Raw genomic sequence first — 21,086 nt, forward strand, 5'->3', positions numbered from 1 at the left:
GCTTTGCATAGAACGAGGTTATTCATTGATGAGATCGGTAAAGCGCATACTCGCCGTGTACCTTACCTTCGCTATGGCGTTTCAGCTGTTCGCGCCGACTACCGGCGCGTTGGCGGAGGAGCTGAACGTCGTGTCGGGCGCAACGGCTCAGCAGCCTGGCAGCTCGGAGGGCGCGGACGGCAACGCCGGCGGATCCTCTGCGGATGCGGGTGCTGCTAGCGGCGATGATGCCTCTGCTTCTGGCGATGCCTCTGCAGGTGGAAGCGAAACGGCCTCGGATGATGCCGCTTCGGGCGATGCTGCCGCGGGCGATGCCTCTGAGAGCCAGGAGCCCGCTGCGGATGAGTCGGCCAGCGCCGGCGATGATGCGGCGGATGCGCAGGACGCTCCCGCAACGGTTGCCGCGGGCGCAACCATTACCACGGTTGACGAATTGGAAGAGGCCATGAAGGGTCATGGCGATGTGACCGTAACGGGCGACACCGTTACCGCTATCACGTTCGATAACGCTGTGGGTTTGAGCATCATCTCGAATGCGGATCCTCAGCTGTATCAAACTGCGGCGTTGACCAAAGGCGGTCATTCGGGTGATGCGCTTGATCTGAGCAGCAGCAACGCAGGCTACGTGTTCTATGGTTTGGGCAGCGAAGCCTATCCCTTCCAGGGCTCGTTCGGTACCAACGGCACCTCGATCGCTTTGGCGACGTCGCTGTTCAACAATGTTGTGCTGAACTCTGGTATCCACATCCCGAACCTTATTTGGAAAGGGGAAGGTGGCGAGCCAGTTATTGCCGCTAAGGTTGCGGGTGGTGGCCAGGACCTTACTGTCACAATTCAGATTGACGATCCCGATTCCGTCAACGAGAAGGTGGAGGAATCAACTGCCGGTATCACCAGCTCGCTGTTCGGAACCGTTTCGGGGTCGCTCACGCTGAGTGCAACCTATTCCTTCATGGGAACGCGAAAAGGCCTTAAGGCTACTCCTGATGCTACGGAAAACGTGGGCTTGCTGGCGAATACGGTTGCAGGCGGCAGCGCCTTTACAGTTCAGTCGGTCACCTTCCCCGATGACGTTGCATCGGGCGGCACCGTGACTGCGACCAGCGGAAACGCCGGCTTGTTGGTTGGCGCGGTCAACGACGGCGCGACCCTGAGTGTCGGCTCTCTGAGCAATGTTCCAACTGCCACGGTTCAGTCCAACCATGGTTGTGCCGGCGGCGTCGTGGGCAAGGTCGGGTCGAGCACTGGCGCGACCGTTGAAGTAACAAGCGAAATCAAACTTTCCAGCCTTACGGTGAACGGCTCCATTGCGGCTGGTGGCTTCATCGGCCAGGCAATCAAGCTCACCTTGGGGACAGACAACAAGAAGGTCACCTGCCCTAAGACTGTTGGGGACGCAAATAGCGGCAACGTCGGCGGTTTCATCGGCGAGGTAAGCTTCGCCAGTTCGGTTGAGTTTACCAACAACGACCAAATCAATACGGGCGATGGGGTCGAGCTTGCGGGTAAAGCCAGCGATTCCAATGGCGTTGGCGCTGCCGTGGGCAAGTTAACCTATATCGACTCGACAAAGACCGTTTCGTTTAAGGGCGGCACATTTAAGAGCACCTATGGCAACGCCAAGAGCACCGACGACAAAGGTAAATATGCGACGGCGTTTGGAGGACTTGTCGGAATGGTGACGGGCTGCGCCAGCTCTAAGCCGCTTCACATTGAAAGTGTTCATACGGAGTTTGCGCTTAATAAAGCTCCTCTATTTACTGGCGGTCTTGTTGGTTGGCTCAGTCGCTATGTGGGCGCGGCTCTCGAGGTTAAGGGAGCATCGGTCAACTGCACCAAACTTGTCGAGTCGAGCAGGGGCTTCGGTGGCGTAGCGGGCTGCTTTGATAAAGGAAGTTTCGTCGACATTAACGGAGTGGCCGTTCAGAACAAAGAGGACATTACAAAGGGTGCAGGCATCGCCGCTCAGTCTTGGGGGTCTGTGGTTCGCCTGGGCGGTGTGACTAATTTTGAGGGAATGAATATCGCTGAAAATGGAGCCGTTGCACAGATTGCGCTTGTGCGCGTTGATGAGCCGACGTTGGTGTTTGCGCGCGGAACGGGTAGCGATTCTGTTCCGTCTGATGACGGCAACGACGACTACTGGGTTTATAAGCGCTGCGCGGCAAAGAAAGTGGACGATTTAGGCGGAGCCCAGTATGCCGATCGGGGTTACGGGCAAGTAATCAGACTCGATGGAAAAACGCTGGATAAAGACCTCATCAAAATCAATATGGATGAGCACAAACTTGAGGTGCCTTCGACTTCGGACTGGAGCTGGCAAGTTGGCTATGACACGCACCTAGAATGGTCCAAAGGCAATCGTGAGCTCAATATCAAGAGCACGCAGGACTTCGTGCGTCTTGCGCTTTCGGTTCAGTTCGCCGACCTTTGGAATGGGGTATATGGCTTAGACTCAAAGGACAAGGAGCAGCTCCTGGGTTCCGATGTAACCATTAACCTTGAAGCCAACGTTGACCTGTCGGGCACAGGCGTGATGGGCATTGGGTTCGATAGCGCCAGCAAACTACAGACATTCAAAGGTACCTTTAAAGGCAATAATCACACGATAACCCTTGCTATCGGTGAGCCGTACGGCATGCGCGGCAACACTGCGATTGAATCTGGTGACACAACCGCTGGCAATGGCAAAATTTACCGCCACACCCGTCTGGGCCTCTTCGCTGCCTTTGGCGGAGATGCGAAAGCGGCGAACCCCACTGCGACGGTGAATGACCTCACTGTCGATGGTTTCATTAAGTTCGACAACGGCTTAGACGTCGACGCTGGCTCGTTTGCGGCAACCATCACGGGCAATGCAACGCTCAGCGGCGTTACGTGCAGCGCGGCAATCACCTGCGACGATACGTTCGGCAACGATGTCAACATCGGCGGCATTGCAGGCAGCATGCGGGGCGGCGGAACCGTTACGTTCGATAGCGGTAACATGAGTGGTAGCACGAAGGCGCAATCGATCATCAACACGGGCGCTACCCTCAACGGCAACACGCGTATTGGCGGCGCTATCGGTTATGTGGCAGATGTTGCCGCTACTGTCATCGTAGCGGGTCTCGAAGTCGGCGGCGCGACCGGGAGCGACAGCGCGATCACCGCGAGCGACAGCGCGAACAATAAGATTGCCCAGGTCGGCGGCCTTATTGGCTGTATCGCGCAGAGTACCTATGATAAAGATGGGAAAATAGCTAGTTCGGCCGAAAAGAACGTCAACATCACAGGTCTTTCGTTCAGCTCATTCAACATGAGCGTTGGCAAGAACGGCGACGCGAAGAACGGCGCCGGCGGCCTATTGGGCTATAGCTGGGGCAATACTGTCGTCACCATCGGGGATAGCGGCAAAAACACCAGCGACAGCACATATGCTCTCAAGACGAACAACGCTTCCATAACAGCAAACAGTTCAGGTGAACTCGGCGGCCTCGTATACGCAGCCAGCGGCCACTGGATCATCAACGACTACGCCATCGACCTTTCGAAGGCGACCATTAAAGCCAAGAGCGATAACGCCACGACTCTTGGCCTGCTCGTTGGCCGTGGCAGCAAGGTGGCTGCTGGAGTATATGGTTCCGAGTCCTATACGGGCTTGTACCTGGAAGACAGGGCTTATTGGGAAACGGCCTATAAAGTTTCCGGCATCACAATTAATGCGCCCAAGGTATCGGTCTTCGACGAATGGGTCGGTAATGGCGTCAAGCAAGGCAGCAAGCTCATGGACGGCGAATGGAACACGGTCGTTTCGCTGCACACCCAAGCCGATACGTTGGATATGACTGGTGACGCGGAGAAAGACAACAGCTACAAGAATCGCTCGGCTTTCGGCCAAAGCCACAATACAAACGCCAACATTCGCTATTACTACAACCTTGATCGTGCGTACGATGCAATGAAGAATAACGTGAAAAAAAATTATACGGTTGCACCTGTTCACCTCAGTACGCCTCAAGAGTTGCTCCTGTGGGCTGCGTATCGCTATGCGCCCGCCGAAGTGCAGAAGTACGTTGCTCCGGGGATGCCCGGTCTTGGTGGCTCTACGGTTTATATCGATAATGACAAGAGCGAAAACGAAAGCACTATTGATTTAAGAGGTTATAGCTATTATCCGGCGCAGCCTGGCGGAAACGTATACGTTCAAAAGGTTACTATCAAGTTTTGTTATTCAGACATTAAAACTGAGTACGTCAACAACAAATCTAATGCGGCCGGCACACAGCATGAAAACATGCACTGTGGGCTTTTGCGTACGATGAACGCGAGCCTCACGGTTAGCAATGTCACGCTGGGCGGCACTATCGGGGTTGCAGTTAACGACGGCGACACGAATAAGACAGGACCTGGTGGCACCGTCTCAGGTGCTTTGGTGTGTCGCTATATATACGGGACTTCGACTTCAGTTAAACAAATCTCTATCGATGGGCTTACGCTCGATGGTTTGACGGTTGATGGTGCGGCCGGTAAAACCTACGCGCCTTTGCTCATCAACGAGATGCAGACGTATGTGAACTTGGACGCTAAGAACATCACGACCATGGGATACGCAAACAACACCAAGGCGGCGACGTCGCTGTTCGGTAAGCTTGGCGTTGGCAGGGCAGCCGATCAGGTGACGGCGACATTCAGCCTTATCAATCTTCCCAGCGCAAAGGACAATACGATATTCACCCGTGCAAGCCTGCTCGAGAGCTTCGGCTACGGCGAGGGCAAAACGGGCTCTGCGGTGTATACGTTTGTTAAAGCTGACCAGGATAACAGCAAGGTCACGTTCGGTAGCGAGATTGACTCGAAGGGCGAGTACCCCGGCAAGCAGCTCTGGTACTACGACGAGGATACCTATGAGACCGAAGCCGGTCTTGTATCTGATGGCACAATAACGGCAAATGCGGATACCCCGCAATTCGGCGGCTATCTTCCGTATGTGAAAACGGGCAAAGCCAACAACAACAATGTTCAATACCACGAGATCCAGGTTAACCAGCGCGTGCCTAAACTCACAACAGGCTGCGGCACCTATGGTGATCCCTATGTCATAACCAAGGCTTCCGAGCTCATTGCGGTAGGCAATTACGTCAATTTGAACAGCGCGCGCGATGGCTGGGAAGTTACGATTGCCGCCGATCAGACCGATCAGACGGAGCTTTGCCAGCGTCGAAATGGTGGAAGCGCTGCCGACAGCGAGATTACGTACGTTTACAAGAAGGCAAATGTTTCGGATAAGAAGTGGGAGAAGAAGATTGGGGAAGGAACCACTGACCCTAATACCACACTTGCCGACGCGACGATGCATACCTATCTGCAAAGCGCTTACTACAGTATCGAGCCCAAAAACGAAGATGGCACAGTGGGCAAGATCGAGCTTGATGCGGCATCGTTCCAGGGTCTTGGCAATCTGGCCAACCCGTTCAGAGGCGTGATCGTCGGCGATTTGGCCGATTCGAGCAAGCATGCAACGATTGCCATCAACAACAGCACCAGTTTTTCGAAGGGCTTGATTCCCTATAGCTACGGAAGCGTGGTCAAAAACCTGAAGGTGGCCTATCAATCGGACGTTTCGGCGATTTCGTACACGGGGAAAGATAGCAACTATGCTCCCGGTTCGTTCTTCGGCGGCGTGATCGGTTGCATCTTGGGCGGCGACAACATCATCGATGGGGTGAGCGTGTCGTCTCAAAGCGGTTCTGCTGCGACGATTGCTTCTGCTAATACCGATCCCCTTATTACTGCAGCTGCAGACAGCTTGATCAAGTCGCATTTGGTTCCTATCGGCGGCTACGTTGGCGCCGTTGCGGGCGGCGGTGTTATCTTCCGCAATAGCTCGGGTGTTAGCGGTGCGCTTAATCCTTGGCATGTTGTCGGCGCCGACGCCTCGCGGTATGACAACCCCTACGTCGGCCGCGTGATCGACGGCTATGCGTTTAGCGAACTTACTGGCAGCAGCCTTGATAACACCGACCGCAATTACAAGATTAACAACTTGATTAACAACTTGAACGCCGGCGGCGCGCAGTGCATCGTGACGGACGTTACAGAAGGCCGCTATCGGGGGGTTGGCAGCAACAACAACCAGGCTATAACCACCACCGTTAACAACGCGCAGGGCCTGCTAGTGCTTTCTGCCATCATCAGCAGCGGTGCGGCTGGTGGTTCGGCGAATACGAAGACTGTGGATGATTCATACGGTACCTACGCTGGATCGAGGGCGTATCGGGGCGGCAATATGTCGACGAAAAACGCTGGATATCAGTTCGGCAATCAGAATTATGGCAAGGTGCGCAATGCCAATTATAAGACGGTTGGACAACCCTCCAGCGCCGATGTCGAGGCGGATTTTGCGGTTGCATCCAGGGACGACAGGCTGAGTCCGGGTAGTCAGAATAAAGCCGCGCTCGATCAGGACGATGGTAGCGAGGTGAACTCTCCCTATCTGGTGTCGAAGTACGCCACCTGGCAGACGGGTAACATCTGTGCTGCGCAGGCCTCGGGCATAGATTTGCAGTTCAAGCCGAATACGACCTATGACATGACGCCTTATGGAACGGGTTACACCGGCCTTTCGGGGCGCTATTACTCCAACGCATGCGCGTCCGACCAGGGTGCCGATCGCGACCGCATCGTGCCGCTCGTGGCGACCATCAACGGCAACGGTGCGACCATCAAAGTGGGCGACAAGGACGGTACTGCTTACGACATCAAGGAATACTCCGACGACGATTATAAGCTCACCGGTGTGGGTGCTTTGTTCAGCACGGTGACGTACACTTCGGCAAATGTGGAGGGGAGCATTGGCTCTGCCGCCGCTGACAGAAAGGAAGCCACAGGCAACGGCGGTTACACCGTTCAGAACCTGAAGTTCGAAGGTTGCAACATCTCGCTCACGTATACCGACGCGTCCGGCGATGTGAGTGGTTCGAATGACGAGCAAGTCGGCGCTGGTCTACTTGCGGGCACCACGGCAAATGCGAGTTCTTTGAAAGATTATGGCAAGTATCATGCTGTTACGTTGAAAAGCTGCAAAGTAAATGGTTCAGCTGGCGTTTTCAACGTCGGCGGCCTGTTGGGCTCGTCTGGCTACGGTAGCCGCAAGGGCAAGACCAACAAGGGCGATACCGGGATGGTGACCAGCAACGATACCACGAATACCGAGACACGTTACTCTCCGGTCAAGCTCTATAACTGCTCCTATAGCAACATGGAAATCTCGGGCGTTAAAAACGTCGGCGGCTTCGTCGGCAAGCTGAAGAGTAAGTCCCAAGGCGGCGTTTGGACAACGGGTGACATGGAAATTGCCAAGGATTCAACAATAACGTCAACGGGCGCGAATGCTCGAACCGGTGGTGTGCTTGGTGTTATTGGCGATCTGTTCTGCGTGAATGTTGATCCTGAGACTAAAGCTACGAACGCAAACGGAACTGCGACGATCAAGAACGTGAATATAACCGCTAATAGCTCCGAAGGCGTTGGCGGCCTTATCGGCAAAGTGGAAAGTAGCGTATATGCGCACGGCCTTCATGTGATTGGGTCTGATTCCTCTGCAAGCAGGACGACGGTTGGAAAGACCGGCTTGTCCTCAGTAGGGGGAATCGCCGGATACATTACAGGCGGGGATGTATTCAGTTTTGATTCCTGTCAGGTTAAGAATATTGATTTGAAGGCCACTAATTGCTCGGGAGGTATCGTTGGTCAGTTGCAGGTTGCTTCCAAAAGAATGATATGCAACGATGCCGAATTGCGAGGGTTGTCATTTAGCGGCAGTTACTCTGGCGGCGTGTTTGGCAACGTGAACTACAATATGAGTAATCCGACGTCGATCGAAGTAACCAATTCGATAATCGCCGATAATACGTTCTCGGGCAGTTGGTCGGGTGGTATATCTGGCGATGGCAAGGGCATCTTCAGACTGGTCAATGTGCTAATTGATGGGGGCACGTTCAATGTGAAGAACCAACAAGGAGTTCTGTTTGGCGCGGCAGTGGCAACGAATATGTATGAGCTGTATGCTGCGGGTTTGGATGTAAGGCCTGGTAAGGATAAGACTAACGATGACTTGCCAGTTTTGCTGCGTACAAACGGCACTAATGTCAATGACGTAAACAAGAAGAGCTACATCGCCTTCGGCGTTTACGAGGACACGCTGTCTGAACCTCGCGACAAGGCGCTCTATAGCGACGATGACGCTGCTGGTAATACGACGACGGCGGCTTCGCCCTATGTGACAACGAGTCCGGTGAGTGACAAGATCGCTGTTCGCGCGTCTGGCACCGATACCACCGACCGCTATCTTTTTGGCGACGGTGCGAACGTTGACTTAGCATGGACCATTAAGGAAGATGTGCGCAAGGCAGATGAGGGTCAACAAATTGCCGGTCGTTACACCTACACCAATATCGGCGGTCGTGATGACTCGGGTGCTTACCGCAATACCAACGATTACAGCGATACCTCTGCGCAATCGTACAACTCAGAGAACAACTCGGATATCTCGAAGCAGGTCGCCGCGGAAAAGGACTTCAAGGTCCTTGAGATTCCTGGTCAGGACACCACAACCGTAACCAATTACCTTAACCTGGTAACCAACGGCGGCTTTTCCGATGCGGTTCGCTTGAACAACGGCTCCGACAAGCAGTACGTGACAGCCAAAGCCGAGAAGTTCGAGCTCACGGATAAAGGCGGCACCAAGGTCTTCGTCAAAAGCAGCGGCCCCGCGTCGCTCTCGGTTGTGGGCAACGGTACCAGCAATATGCAGTTCCGCGCATCCTCCAACTGGGACAACGACAAAGGCCAGTTCACGCTGCTTTCCGTAACCTTCAGGGATGGCGCCGACCATACCTATAAGGTTCAGGTCCCCATTGTGGTCAAGCGCTTGTTCGAGGTTAACTTTGCAGCAACGTACACCTACGGTACCAACTTCAAGGCCGACGACTATTCGAGCAAGGACGCTCATGTGCTCACCGGCGTCGGGGATGCCATGACGGGGTACCTCACCTGGACCTACAACAAGGCTGGTGCAAATAACACCCAATACGGCTGGAACACGTATCTGCAAGGCGGCGGCTCTATGAAGGCGCCGGAAAAGACCCTATTGTTCGGTGGCGACGCCGGAAGGGGAACCTTGCCTGCAGGCACGCAGCTTACGTTGGTGGACACCGCGAACAACAACAAGGAGTATCACTACACTGTGGGTGATGGTGAAGCTGCTTCGGTTGCGTTGACTGATTTTGTAGACTCCGATGGCTCCGACAAAAAGCACTACGAAGAGCAGTGGCTCAGCGAGCTGATGGGGGTCAATGCTTCCGTCAACAACTCCTCCGGTGTCTGGGTTAAGACCAATGCTGGCGACCTCAACGCCGGCGCGCGCATTAAGACCAGCACGGGTTACGATTACTTCCGCCCTTGGGTGTCTGGAGATACTGGCGATCGGTATGACCTCACCCTCCAGAACGGCCCCGAGCCCAATCCGTCCGAGAACTTCTTCCTGGTGGTTCGCGTTCCTAAGGGCTCGACGGCAACCGTGAACGGTTACACCGGAACATCGCTTTCAAGCGGTGTGAATACGCGCATCAACTACGTGAAACGTTCGAACGAGAGCGAGACGGATAGCCACGATAACACCGCTTCAACGTACAGCGTTGCCTCGGGATACGACCAAGTGCTTGTTGATAATCGCCAGAACGCCGATGGCACCGAAGGCCGTCAACAGATGAGCGTCGACACGACCAATTCCTTCACGATGGACGTGACCGATACCGTGGACTGCGGTAACAATGAATACAACAACTCGGACACGCTGTACTACCAGCTGAACTCTTCGCTTGCAAGCTATAACGGTCCTGCCCTTATGGGCGCGAGCGGCTATCCTAGCGGTACTTCCGGCACGTATTCCTTCTACGTGAAGGTTGGAAACACCTATTACACGCCCATTAAATCGACCGATTCCGCGGGCAACGTGAAGTGGACTTGGACGCCGGCTGGTACAGGCGATGCCGATACAAGCAAGGCTGCGGTGAGCGGCAAGTCGTGGAGCGCTGATGGCGGCGACATGCAGCTCGTCCTTTCCGACAGGGATGGAGCGCCTATCGACCTGAGCGGCATCCGCGACATGGCGATTAAGGCAAATAAGCCATTCTCCATTCAGATGAAGGCGGAGTTGCAGATGTCGGGCCCTGCTTGCCAAAATGCGATCGCCGCATCGGAAGATGGGTTGTCGGCTTACACGAAGCCCACGTATCGCTCGTTCCTTTCCCCGCATGCGGATACGCTGAGCACAAGCACCATGACCAAGGATAACGAAGGCAAGATGGGCTACTACCGCAAGGGCGGCGGCGCTTCCACCATTGCCCTTACGGCAACCAAGAAAACCCAGCTGGGCATCAACGTGGACGATTTGGGAACTGCCGACGGCACCATCGCCCTGTCGGCAACCTATGACCTGTCCAAGCTGAGCGGAGCCGACGAGAAGCTGAGCAAGGCGGAGAAGGCAACCTTCACGCTCACGCTGCAAAAGCGCAAGGATGACGGCACGTACGAAGACGTTCCAGGCATTGGGAATTACCTTTCCGTGCAGGAAAGCAGCAAGCTGGGAACGGGAACGGTGAGCGCCAATGGCAACAGCATCGTGTTCACGGATACCGCTTCCAACAGCGTCTTTGCCACCCGCGACGGCAGCAGCCCCATCCTCAGGCTCGGCTTCGTGGTGAAGGTGAACACCGACGTTGAGAAGGCGCAGCATTTCTACGCCAACTACCGCTTGGTTATGACGGCGCACCTGTCCGGCAATGGCGTGGACGACACGCCCGTGAACGCTTCCGGATCGATTCCCGGGTACACCGACTCGGACTATGTGACCTACACCTTGACCAGGGTGCACATGGAGGGCATCAGCCACGACTAGCCTTATCCGCTACCGTCGAATCTGGTGCCGGTAGGTGCGGAACAACCTGATGCCGGCATTACCGCGGGGCTCCAGATCGGGGCCCCGCGGTCCGTTTCGCTTGGGGCGGGACATTCGAGCTGTCGGGGCCTGCTTGGTGCGGTAAGCCTGGCGCAACCCTTTTCGCGTTTTCCCGAGGCGTTTGCGTCTTTGGCCTTTGTGCGGTTCGCTTGAAAGGGGATGTGAGTCCCCTGACATTTATCGTACAATGACAAGCTACTTGAGTTTTTGGCTCTCGGTGGTTTTTGTAGGGCGAACGGAGGTGACCAACGTGGAGGAAACGCGCGATTCCAAGCAGCTGCGCAAGCGCTTCAAGCGCATGCTGGCAACGCTTATCGTTGCCGCCCTTGCTGCCGTGATGGTCACCTACGCTTGGTACATCTACAACGCCAATCGCCACATCACCGATGTGAAGATGGCCGCCGGAACGGGCGTGACCTTCCTTATCTCCGATTCCTACGATGGCGAATACAAGTCCAGCGCGGGTCTTTCGTTTCAGGGGCTTTTGAACCCCGTTTCAACGGACAACATCTTGAACGGGTTCCAGAAAGTGGTGGGCTTTACGGGCGGGGACACGCAGGATTCGCTGCTGGCCACCTTCTTCGGGCCAGCCCAACACTCCGACTACTACAAAACCTCGCTGTATCTGGCCACCAGCTCGCTTTCCACCGACGTGTACCTGTCGGACATCCGCTTCGACGACATCGATCCGCAAAACCCCGTTTCCACCGCCTTGCGCGTGGGCCTGGTGGTGCATCAGCCTGGCGAAAACCAGCCTGTGGCCGGGCAATACGTGTTCGAGCTCACCCGGGCGCACAACCCTCAGGCGCGCTACAACACCAAGCAGGGCAAAGCGGGCGATGTCCTGGACAGCACCAAGACCGACGGTTCCACGGTGACGTTCACGCCGCTCAACTCCACCGACTATTGCGAATATAGCGAAGAAGAGGGCGTGGTCACCAAGCCCGGCGCCAAGCTGGCAACGCTTCCCAGCGCCGTTGATGGCGCAAACCACAGCACGCCGGTGCAGGTGGACGTCTACGTGTGGCTGGAAGGCTGCGATGAGGACTGCACCAACAACCTGTGCGGCACCAGCTTGGCGTCGCTTGCGCTGCATTTCGCGGGAAGCCGGGAGTAGGGGGTGCGCATGGGTTCTCAAGGAAGCAATGGGCATGCCGGCTTGCGCAACGCGTTTTTCGCGCGCAAGCGCATGGTTGCGGCCGCCGCCTGGCTGGCGGTGCTTGCGCTGGTGCTGAGCGTTGCCACCTTCGCGTGGTTTTCCGGCTCGCGTTTCACCAACGTGACGCCCACGGCGCATACGGTCAGCGAAAACGGCTACGACCTGCTTATCTCCGCCAGCGAGCAGGGTCCTTTCGCCGAACAATGCCAGCTGGGTTCCGCGGACAAAACCTTGTACCCGGTTTCCACGGCCGATCTTTCCGATTTCTGGCGGGCCACGTTCCAAAACGCCGCCGGGATCACCACCGACTATGCGAACTGCACGTCCGAGCTGGGCGAATACGCCCTTACGGGAGCGTTTTACCTGAAGGGGTCCAGCTTGCCGCTCGCGGTGTACCTGTATCCCAGCCAAATGAGCATCTCCGCCGATTCCCAGCTTCTGGCGGCGGCGCGCGTGGGCTTCATCATCCAAAGCTCCGCGGGCACGCAAAGCTACATTTTCCAGTGCGACGACCTGGGCGACACGTCCGGGGCGGCGCAGCAGCGCACCACCGCGCAAAGCGACGTGGTGGTCAGCGGGCAGGGCTCGTGGAGCTACGTTGCCGATCCGGCGCAGTCCGTTTCCGCGTACAGCATGGACGGCTCGGGCAACGCGCCCACGGCGCGCTCCGGCGCCGCGCCCCTGTTTACGCTGGGTGCCGACGAGGTGGCCAGCGTGCGCTACTTCGTGTACATGGAAGGCTGCGATGCCAACTGCATCGGCGAGGCGCAGTCCAAGAGCATCTCCCTGCAGTTTGCGTTCGCGGGCGCCAAGGCTTAACGGGAGGGGAGGCACCATGAGCGCGGATTCCAGAACAACCAAATACCGGTTCACCCAGGTCGGCGCCGTGTTCGCGCTGCTGGTGCTGGTTGCCGTGCTGGCTGCCGCAACCTATGCGTGGTTCACCAACAACGCGGCGGTGAACACCGATTCGGTCTCGGTCCGCAGCGACGATAGCAGGCTGGTCGTCGAACTGGGCGATGCATCCGCCGGCAGCTGGAGCAGCGAAGGCGACGTCGCGTTCTCGTCCAACAGCCCCAGCCCGCTTACGCTGTACCCGGTTTCCACGTTCGATCTGGAAGGCTTCGCGGAATGCACGCGCACCGACGAGCAGGGGCGCGCCGTGGCCTTCAAGCAGGCTGATGACGGGCAGCATTTCTACCACGGTTGGGTGGACCTGCGCGCCAGCGTCACCGGCTCGGGCGCTTCGAAGGCCACGGGCACGGTGATGCTGTACCTGGCCGATTCCCTGGCGCCGCAAGGCGCCGACCCTGAGCTTTTGAAGGCCACGCGCGTGGGCTTGAAGCTTTCCCGCAACGGGCAGGTGCTGCAAAGCCGCTATTTCACGTTGGACGATTCGGCCGGTTCGCATCGCTCGGAGCACCCCGCAACCGCGCCCTCGCTTCCGGGGTATTCCGACGGCATGCTGCTTGGTTGGCAAAACGGCGCGCTGGCCTGCGCGAACGACAACGCGCAGGACTACACCGCCTACCTTATGGGCACCGGCGAGTCCGCTACGCGCCCGCAAAACGCGTTGCTGGCCATGGACCTGCGGCAAACCTATCGGCTTGACGTGTACTACTACATCGAGGGCACCGACCAGGACAGCGCCGACTACCTGTACAACGACACGGGCATCCTGCATGTGAACCTGTTCGCCGTGCTTGATGGGCAGGAGGTGTAAATGGACCGGGAAGGGAAGCAGGACCTGCGCCGTCGCTTGACCGCTACGGTGGTGCTGGTGCTGTTCGCGCTGGTGGCCATCGCCATGGCGTCGTTCGCGTGGTTCTCCATCGCCGACCAGGCGAAGGCTCGCCAGCTTGCGCTCACCGCCAACGCCGGCAACTCCCTGCGCTTCGACCTGGACGCGCACGATAGCTTCGACCAGTACGTCAGCACGCTGGGCTTCGATCAGATCGCCGCGCGCATCTCCTCGGAGCAGGGCGTGGACATCGACTCCTCGAAGCTGCAGCCGGTGACCACCTCCGACGGGCAGAGCTTCACCTACGAGGACGGCTCGGAGGCGCAGGCGCAAACGGGTGCGTACCTGGAGTTCACCCTGCATTTCATCAGCCACGAGGACGTGGTCGTGCGCCTTACCGGCGAAGCGGGCCGCAACGGGGAAGCGGGAACGGCGTTCTCCTCAAGCGTGGACGGCTTGCCGCAGGCCATGCGCATGAGCTTCACGTGCGATGGGCGAACGTGGATCTACGACCCGAACTTGGGATCGAGCGCCTCGAACTCGGGAGGGGTGACAACCTTCGGCATCCCCGCAGGGTCATCAAGCGAGGTGGCGGACATGTTTAGCCTGGTCGCGGAAACGGACAAATCCACCATCGTGCGGATTTGGTTGGAGGGAACGGACCCAAATTGCACTAATATGATTAAGGGTGCCGATTACGCGGTCACCATGCGTTTCGAGGGTATCGAACAACTAGACGAACAAGGTCAGCGGTAGCCGGCAAGCGCTACGCGCCGATGAATGGGAAAGGTCGAAATGAGTACGGTAAAAAAAGCTGCATCCATCGTGATCAGCGTTGTCATGTGGATTATCATCCTGGTTGCAGCGCTGTTCGCATTCACCACGCTCGCCACCAAAGACGACGGCAGCGTTTCAAGCCTTGCCGGGTTCACCCCGCTGACGGTTCAGTCCGAGTCCATGGCGCCCACGTTCGACCAGGACGACTTGATCATCATCAAGAAGTGCGACCCCTCCACGTTGGAGGTGGGCGACATCGTCACGTTCCACGCCATTATCGACAACCAGTACGCGCTTAACACCCACCGCATCATCTCCATCAACGAGGTGAACGGCCTTAACAGCTACACCACCAAGGGCGACAACAACGAGCTAGCCGACCAGCATGTCATCGCCGATGGCGACATCGTGGGCAAGTACGTGGGCAAGATCCCCTACATGGGCAAGGTCATCGGCTTTTTGTCCAGCACCTGGGGCTTCCTGGTGGTCATCGTGCTGCCCATGCTGCTGTTCTTCATCTACCAGGTCTACCATCTGGTGATCGTGGGCATGAACCTCAAGCGCGCCGTGGCCGAGGAAGATCGCTTGAAGCAGGCGGAGGCCATCGTCGATAGCGAGGACTCCCAGGCCGCGGCGGCCGATCGCGCCAAGGCCGAGGCAGCGCGCGCGGAAGCGGAAGCGGCGCTTGAGGAAGCCAAGCGCTTGAAGGCCGAAGCGGAGGCCAAGCTGGCGTCCGCCGAGTCCGCCAACGGCGCCGATTCCGGTGCCGAAGCCGATTCCGGTTCAGAATCGAAGTAACAAGCAGTTGTTTGCGCACGCCGGGCGTCGTTCCCGGCGTGCGCGTTCGCGTATAAGAAGGAGTTTGACCCGTGAGTGAGTTTCTGAGCTTTGCCTGGGAACTGCTGTCGAAAGTGGTGTACAACATCGTCGCGGTGTTCGCCGCCTTGCTGAATCTGCTCGTCTTCGGATGGGTCGACTACTTCAACATCTTCCTTTCGTATTTCAACGCGTTCAACGTGGTGGGCAAGATCGGCGCGGTCATCCTGTTCGCGCTGCTTGCGGCCATCCCCGTGCTCATCGTCATCATCCTGGTGCGCCGATGGAAGGTGCACCGTGAGCTTAAGCACGACAGCTCCGACAACAAAACGCTGTATCGCGAGATCGGGCGCCTGAACAAGCAGGTCCTTGACCTTATGGAGGAGAAGAACAAGCTTCTTGCCATCAAGGTGAACGCAATGGGCGGCACGCAGCGTATTCCCTACATGGGCGCTTCCGCCCTTACCGACGACGCCATCCCCACCGTCGCCAATGTGCTTGGCAAGGGGGGTTCTGCGGGCGGGGAAGGCGAAGCCGTCCCCGGCGTCGTCGCGGGTTCGGCCTCGCTTTCGCTTGATGGCGATTCGGTGTCCGACGCCGCCGCGGCCATGGCCAAGGCCACGGTGGAGGCCAAGACGCTTGCCGAGGAGAAGGAGATCTCCCTGGCCAACCGCTTCCCCAAGCTGTCGCTTGTGGACCTGAAGTACCGCGACTGGCAGCCGCCCGTCTACGACGACGCCATCACCCTGGAGCACTTCGTGGAGGGCTACCGCGAGTTCGCCTGCAGCGAGCTGGGGCTGTACTACTCGCCTGAAATCGTGCGCCGCTACGTCGCCGGCATGGCCGCCAGCAAGCTGCTCATCTTGGAGGGCATCTCCGGTACCGGTAAAACATCGCTGCCGTATTCGTTCAGCCGCTACGTGGACAACCCCGCCACCATCGTGTCGGTGCAGCCCTCGTTCCGCGACCGCACCGAGGTGCTCGGCTACTTCAACGAGTTCTCCAAGCGCTTCAACGAAACCGAGTTTTTGCGCGCCCTGTACGAAGCGGGCCTGCGGCAGGACCCCAGCTTCATCGTGCTCGACGAGATGAACCTGGCGCGCGTGGAGTATTACTTCGCAGAGATCCTGTCGGTTCTGGAAATGCCCAGCCATGACGAATGGGTGCTCGAGCTGGTTCCCACCGCGTGGGACGGCGACCCGAAGGCGCTTCACGACGGCAAGATCACCGTGCCCGACAGCCTGTGGTTCGTGGGCACCGCCAACAACGACGACTCCACGTTCACCATCACCGACAAGGTGTACGACCGCGCCATCCCCATCGAGCTCAACGAGCGCGCCGACGCGTTCGAGTGCCCGCGCCACCAGCGCGTCCACGTCACCAGCGAGCACCTGCAGTATCTGTTCCAGAAGGCGAAGGTGGAGCACGTCATCTCCGAGGACGTGCTGGAGAAGATGCACAAGCTGGACCAGTACCTGCAGACGCGCTTCCGCCTGGCGTTCGGCAACCGTATCATCAAGCAGATGTACGACTTCATCCCCGTGTACGTGGCGTGCGGCGGCACCGAGCTGGGCGGCATGGACTACATCATCGCGCGCAAGGTGCTGAAGAAGTTCGAGTCCATGAACGTCAGCTTCGTGCGCGACGAGATGACCGGCCTTATCGAGTACATCGAGAAGGCCTTCGGCGAGGGCGGCCTGCCCGACAGCGTTTCGTACTTGCTGCGAATCCAGAACATGTACTAGGAATCGGCTCGGGCGCCTGCAAGGGCGCTCGAGCGTGTTTGCTTGCGGGAGATGTAGATGTCAGACACCATTCAGGACCTGTACGGCAGCTTCGCCGAGCAGATGGGGCCCATCCAGGAAGACGATCGGTATTTCCGTTACCTCTTCGAGCTGGCGCAGGCTTCGGAAACCACCATCGATCAACAGCGCGAAGAGCTGGTCAAGGTGGTCGACGAGGAGTGGATCTCGGTGATCGAGGATTCGCTCGACGCCATTAACAACGTCATCGAGAAGCCGCGCCGCTTCATCACCACCGAGCAAGAGGTGGTGCCGGTTTCGCTAGCCAAGAAGATCTCGGCCGACAGCGTGCGGCACCTCAGTCAGAACACGCAGTTTTTGGCGCCTTCGGACGACGGCGGCGTGCACCCCACAAAGATCTTGAACGTGAGCATGGCCGAAACCTACGACCTGTACGAGAACCGTTTCGTGTATCACCTGATCCAGCGCCTGCTCACCTTCGTGGATAGGCGCACGGACGTGATCTTCTGGTCCACTGGCAATGAGGTGCGCAACCGCTTCACCATGCACAGCAAGATCGGCGACGCGTACGAGGAGATCGAGTACAACGTCGAGATGACGGTGAGGGACCGCCAGAACTTCGCCGAGAACGACGCCGACAACATGGACACCTTCATGCGCATCGACCGCGTGCGGCGTTTGGTCATGGCGCTGCGCGGCAGCTCGTTTTGCCAGCTCATGAAGGGGTGCTCGGTGGTGCGCAGCCCCATTCAGCGCACGAACCTGATTATGAAGGACCCGAATTACCGCAAGTGCTTCCAGCTGTGGCAGTTCATGGAACGCTACGACAAGGTGGGTTACAGCATCCAGGTAAAGGACTCCGCGCTGGCGTTCGACGACGAGTACCTGACGCAGATGTACACCAACCTCATCAACAACTACGCGGTGTTCAAAAGCCTGGTCTCCGACGATCGCAACCTCACCGAGCTTGCCAGCGAGCAGCGTGAACCGGTGGTGCCGAAGTTCATCAAGGAGATCAAGGAAGAGCTGGTAGACAGTTGCGACATCCCCGACGTGGAGGTGCGCAAGGTCTTCGTCGAGGAAGTCACCCAGGCGCAACTCGACGCCGAGGCGGCGCTTGAGGAGCAGCGTGGGAAGAATGAGGAGCTGCAGGGCAAGCTGAAGTCGCTGAAGGTCGAGGCTCACGCGCTTCGTGATGAGTGCGATGACCTTGCCGGCCAGGTCGACCAGCTCAAGCAGCGGGAAACCGCGTTGACGCAGCGCACGCAGCTTGCCGAGGCGGAGCTGGACGAGCTGCGCGATTCGCTGGAAGACGCCGAAGCTGGCAAGCGCGCCGCCGAGCAGGACGCCGCCCAAGCGCGCTCGGACGCCCAGGCCCAGCTCGAGCGCATGCGCGAGGAGACCGCGGCCGAGGTTCGTGGCGCCTTCGACGATGCGGCTGCCAAGGTGGCCGCCGTGCAGGCGGAGGCCGCTGCGGCGGTTGAGGCTGCGCAGGCGGAGGCCATCGCGAAGGTGGAGACGGCGAAGGCCGAGGCTGCTGCGCAGGTTGAGGCAGCGGAGGCTGAGGCTGCTGCGCAGGCTGAGGCTGCGCAGGCGGAGGCGGCTTCTGCGGTTGCCGCGGCGCAGGCCGAGGCCAATAAGGCGGTGGCCGCTGCGAAGGCACAGGGCGAGGCCGCGCTTGCCAAGGCGGACGCCCAAGCCGCAGCGGATAGGGAGCAGGCGGCTTCCGAGCTTGCAGCTACCAAGGCCGAGGCGCAGGACGCCAAGTCGCGCCTTGCCGCTGCCGCAAAAGCCCACGAAGACGCCGCATCGCAGGCCGAGCAGCGCCATGCTCAGGAGCTGGCGCAGGCGAAGCAGGACTTCGAGCAGCGCTTAGCCCAGCTGAACGCCCGGCTGGAGCAATCGGAGCGCGCAAAGGCCCGTGCGGAGAAGCGCGCCGAGGGCAACAAGCTTTCGAACTACCTGCGCGCCCGCCTGCGCGGCGACGACGCGCCCGCCGAGCCTGGCGATGCTTCCGGCGCCGGCGGATCAGCTTCCGGCGGCGATCAGGCTGCCGGTGGCGCTTCTTCCGATGAGGCGGACGCACCGTCCGAGGGTGGCCGCAAGTAATGAAATACGTTCTTCGCGTTGTCAACGTGCTGGCGGCGGTGGTCATCGCCCTGGCGTTGTTGGTGCTGCTGCGCACGGTGTTCACGCCGGCGGGCGAGGTGCCCACGCTTGGCGGCTACAGCTTCATGCGCACGCTCACCGGCTCCATGGAGCCCGCCATCCCCGTTCATTCGTTCCTGATTACCGAAGATGTCGACCCCGAAACCCTGCAGGTGGGCGATATCATCACGTTCCGCTCGACGCAGCCGAACCTGGAAGGCGCGCTCAACACGCATCGCATCACCAGCGTGTACGAGGAGAACGGCCAGCTCATGTTCCACACCAAGGGCGACGCCAACGCCGTGGAGGACTCCGAGCCGGTGGCAGCGGTGAACGTGGTGGGCAAGGTGGTGTTCGTGTCCGCGGCGCTTGGGACCGTGGTCTCGCTGTTCGCGAACCCGTTGGTGTTCCTGTTGCTGATCGTGGTGCCGTTGGTGCTGCTGCTCGGCTTCGAGTTCGCCAAGCTGGTAAGGTCCACCAAGGAGGTGGCGCGCGCCGAGGACGAGGCCGCCCTTCGCGCCGCCGTCGAGGAGATCCGCCGCAAACGCGCCGCCGAGAAGGCCGAAGCCGACGCAACGCAGCGGTCTGTAACCGAAATGCCTACTAAGTCTAGAGACAACCGTGATAAGATGGGGCAAGACATATAGGCGCTCACAGACGAGAGAGCGAGGCATCATGCTGGACAAGGATCAATTGAACGACATCGTTGCAGGCATCGCGAAAAACTACAGCGAGCGCGAGGAGATCTTCTTCACCGACCCGAACAAGCATTTCCCGAACAAGCTTGCCATCGTGAACATCGTGAAGGACCTGCGCCGCGTCATGTTCCCGCGTTACTTCGGCGACGAAACGCCCACGGGCATCAACCCCGAGTACTTTATCGGCGAAACGCTCATCCGCATCGAGGATTCCCTGCGCCGCGAGCTGCGCGAGGCGCTGCTGTTCCGCGGCGGGCAGGCAACCGACGAGATCGACGCGCGCGTCGATCAGATCTGCGCCACGTTCTTCAGCCGCCTGCCTGAAATCCAGCGCATCCTGCTGACCGACGTGCAGGCTGCCTTCGACGGCGACCCGGCCGCCCAGAGCAAGGAAGAGATCATCTTCAGCTACCCGGGCTTCTTCGCCATTTTCGTGTACCGCATCGCGCATGAGCTGTACGTGCAGGACGTGCCGCTCATCCCGCGCATCATGTCCGAGTACGCCCATGGCCGCACGGGCGTCGACATCAACTCCGGCGCGACGATCGGCGAGTACTTCTTCATCGACCACGCCACCGGCGTCGTTATCGGTGAGACCACCAATATCGGCAACCACGTGAAGATCTACCAGGGCGTCACGCTGGGTGCTCTGTCCACGCGCGCGGGCCAGGCGCTGTCCGGCGTGAAGCGCCATCCCACCATCGAGGATGACGTCACCATCTACAGCAACGCCAGCGTGCTCGGCGGCGAGACCGTCATCGGCGAGGGCTCGATCATCGCCGGCAGCGCGTTCGTTATCTCCAGCGTGCCTGCGGGCAGCCGCGTTTCCCTGAAGAATCAGGAAGTCAACGTGCGCACGCCCAACAAGGACCACGACAAGTGCTGGGAGATCTAAGCGGCGAACGCAAGCGCCGTTGCGCGTTCACCGTTTCCGCGTTGGCCGGCGTTTAAGAGCCGGGCTGCAGCAGAAGCTATAAAGGCTGAG

10 protein-coding genes are annotated in these 21,086 nt (G+C 58.7%); all 10 read left to right on the plus strand.

The window, feature by feature from the left end; translation table 11 throughout:
• Window positions 1-28: 28 nt before the first annotated feature.
• The 10 genes from Q0D52_RS06085 to Q0D52_RS06130 all read left to right on the plus strand — a co-directional run bounded on the left by Q0D52_RS06085 (window position 29) and on the right by Q0D52_RS06130 (window position 20,996).
• Window positions 29-10,939 carry a hypothetical protein gene (locus tag Q0D52_RS06085; protein WP_294380949.1) on the plus strand — a complete coding sequence of 3,637 codons (10,911 nt, stop codon included), beginning with the start codon at window positions 29-31 and terminating at the stop codon, window positions 10,937-10,939.
• 301 nt (window positions 10,940-11,240) lie between these two features.
• Entirely contained in the window at window positions 11,241-12,116 is an 876-nt protein-coding gene (locus Q0D52_RS06090; protein WP_294380951.1) for a hypothetical protein, read from the plus strand.
• Window positions 12,117-12,125: 9 nt separating this feature from the next.
• Window positions 12,126-12,977 (plus strand): hypothetical protein, encoded by an 852-nt coding sequence (locus Q0D52_RS06095; protein ID WP_294380953.1) that lies wholly within the window; start codon window positions 12,126-12,128, stop codon window positions 12,975-12,977.
• A 16-nt stretch (window positions 12,978-12,993) separates the two neighbouring features.
• On the plus strand, window positions 12,994-13,881 hold the full coding sequence (locus Q0D52_RS06100; protein WP_294380954.1) for a hypothetical protein: 888 nt from the start codon (window positions 12,994-12,996) through the stop codon (window positions 13,879-13,881).
• Complete coding sequence (locus Q0D52_RS06105; RefSeq protein ID WP_294380956.1) at window positions 13,882-14,655, plus strand: hypothetical protein; 774 nt, start codon at window positions 13,882-13,884, stop codon at window positions 14,653-14,655.
• 39 nt (window positions 14,656-14,694) lie between these two features.
• A complete protein-coding gene (locus Q0D52_RS06110) occupies window positions 14,695-15,474 on the plus strand; it encodes a signal peptidase I (RefSeq protein WP_294380957.1) in 780 nt (259 codons plus the stop codon).
• Between the two features lie 71 nt (window positions 15,475-15,545).
• Window positions 15,546-17,237, plus strand: a complete 1,692-nt coding sequence (locus Q0D52_RS06115) for a hypothetical protein (protein ID WP_294380959.1) — start codon at window positions 15,546-15,548, stop codon at window positions 17,235-17,237.
• A gap of 57 nt (window positions 17,238-17,294) precedes the next feature.
• Window positions 17,295-19,364, plus strand: a complete 2,070-nt coding sequence (locus Q0D52_RS06120) for a DUF2357 domain-containing protein (RefSeq protein ID WP_294380960.1) — start codon at window positions 17,295-17,297, stop codon at window positions 19,362-19,364.
• The gene (locus tag Q0D52_RS06125) at window positions 19,364-20,050 is read left to right on the plus strand and encodes a signal peptidase I (protein WP_294380962.1); all 687 of its coding nucleotides are present in this window, start codon (window positions 19,364-19,366) and stop codon (window positions 20,048-20,050) included. Before Q0D52_RS06120 ends, Q0D52_RS06125 begins: the two co-directional genes overlap by 1 nt.
• 46 nt (window positions 20,051-20,096) lie before the next feature.
• Window positions 20,097-20,996 carry a hypothetical protein gene (locus Q0D52_RS06130; RefSeq protein ID WP_294380964.1) on the plus strand — a complete coding sequence of 300 codons (900 nt, stop codon included), beginning with the start codon at window positions 20,097-20,099 and terminating at the stop codon, window positions 20,994-20,996.
• Window positions 20,997-21,086: the final 90 nt, after the last annotated feature.

Origin of the sequence: uncultured Senegalimassilia sp. (assembly GCF_934630535.1) — a bacterium.
Classification (GTDB): Bacteria; Actinomycetota; Coriobacteriia; order Coriobacteriales; family Eggerthellaceae; genus Senegalimassilia.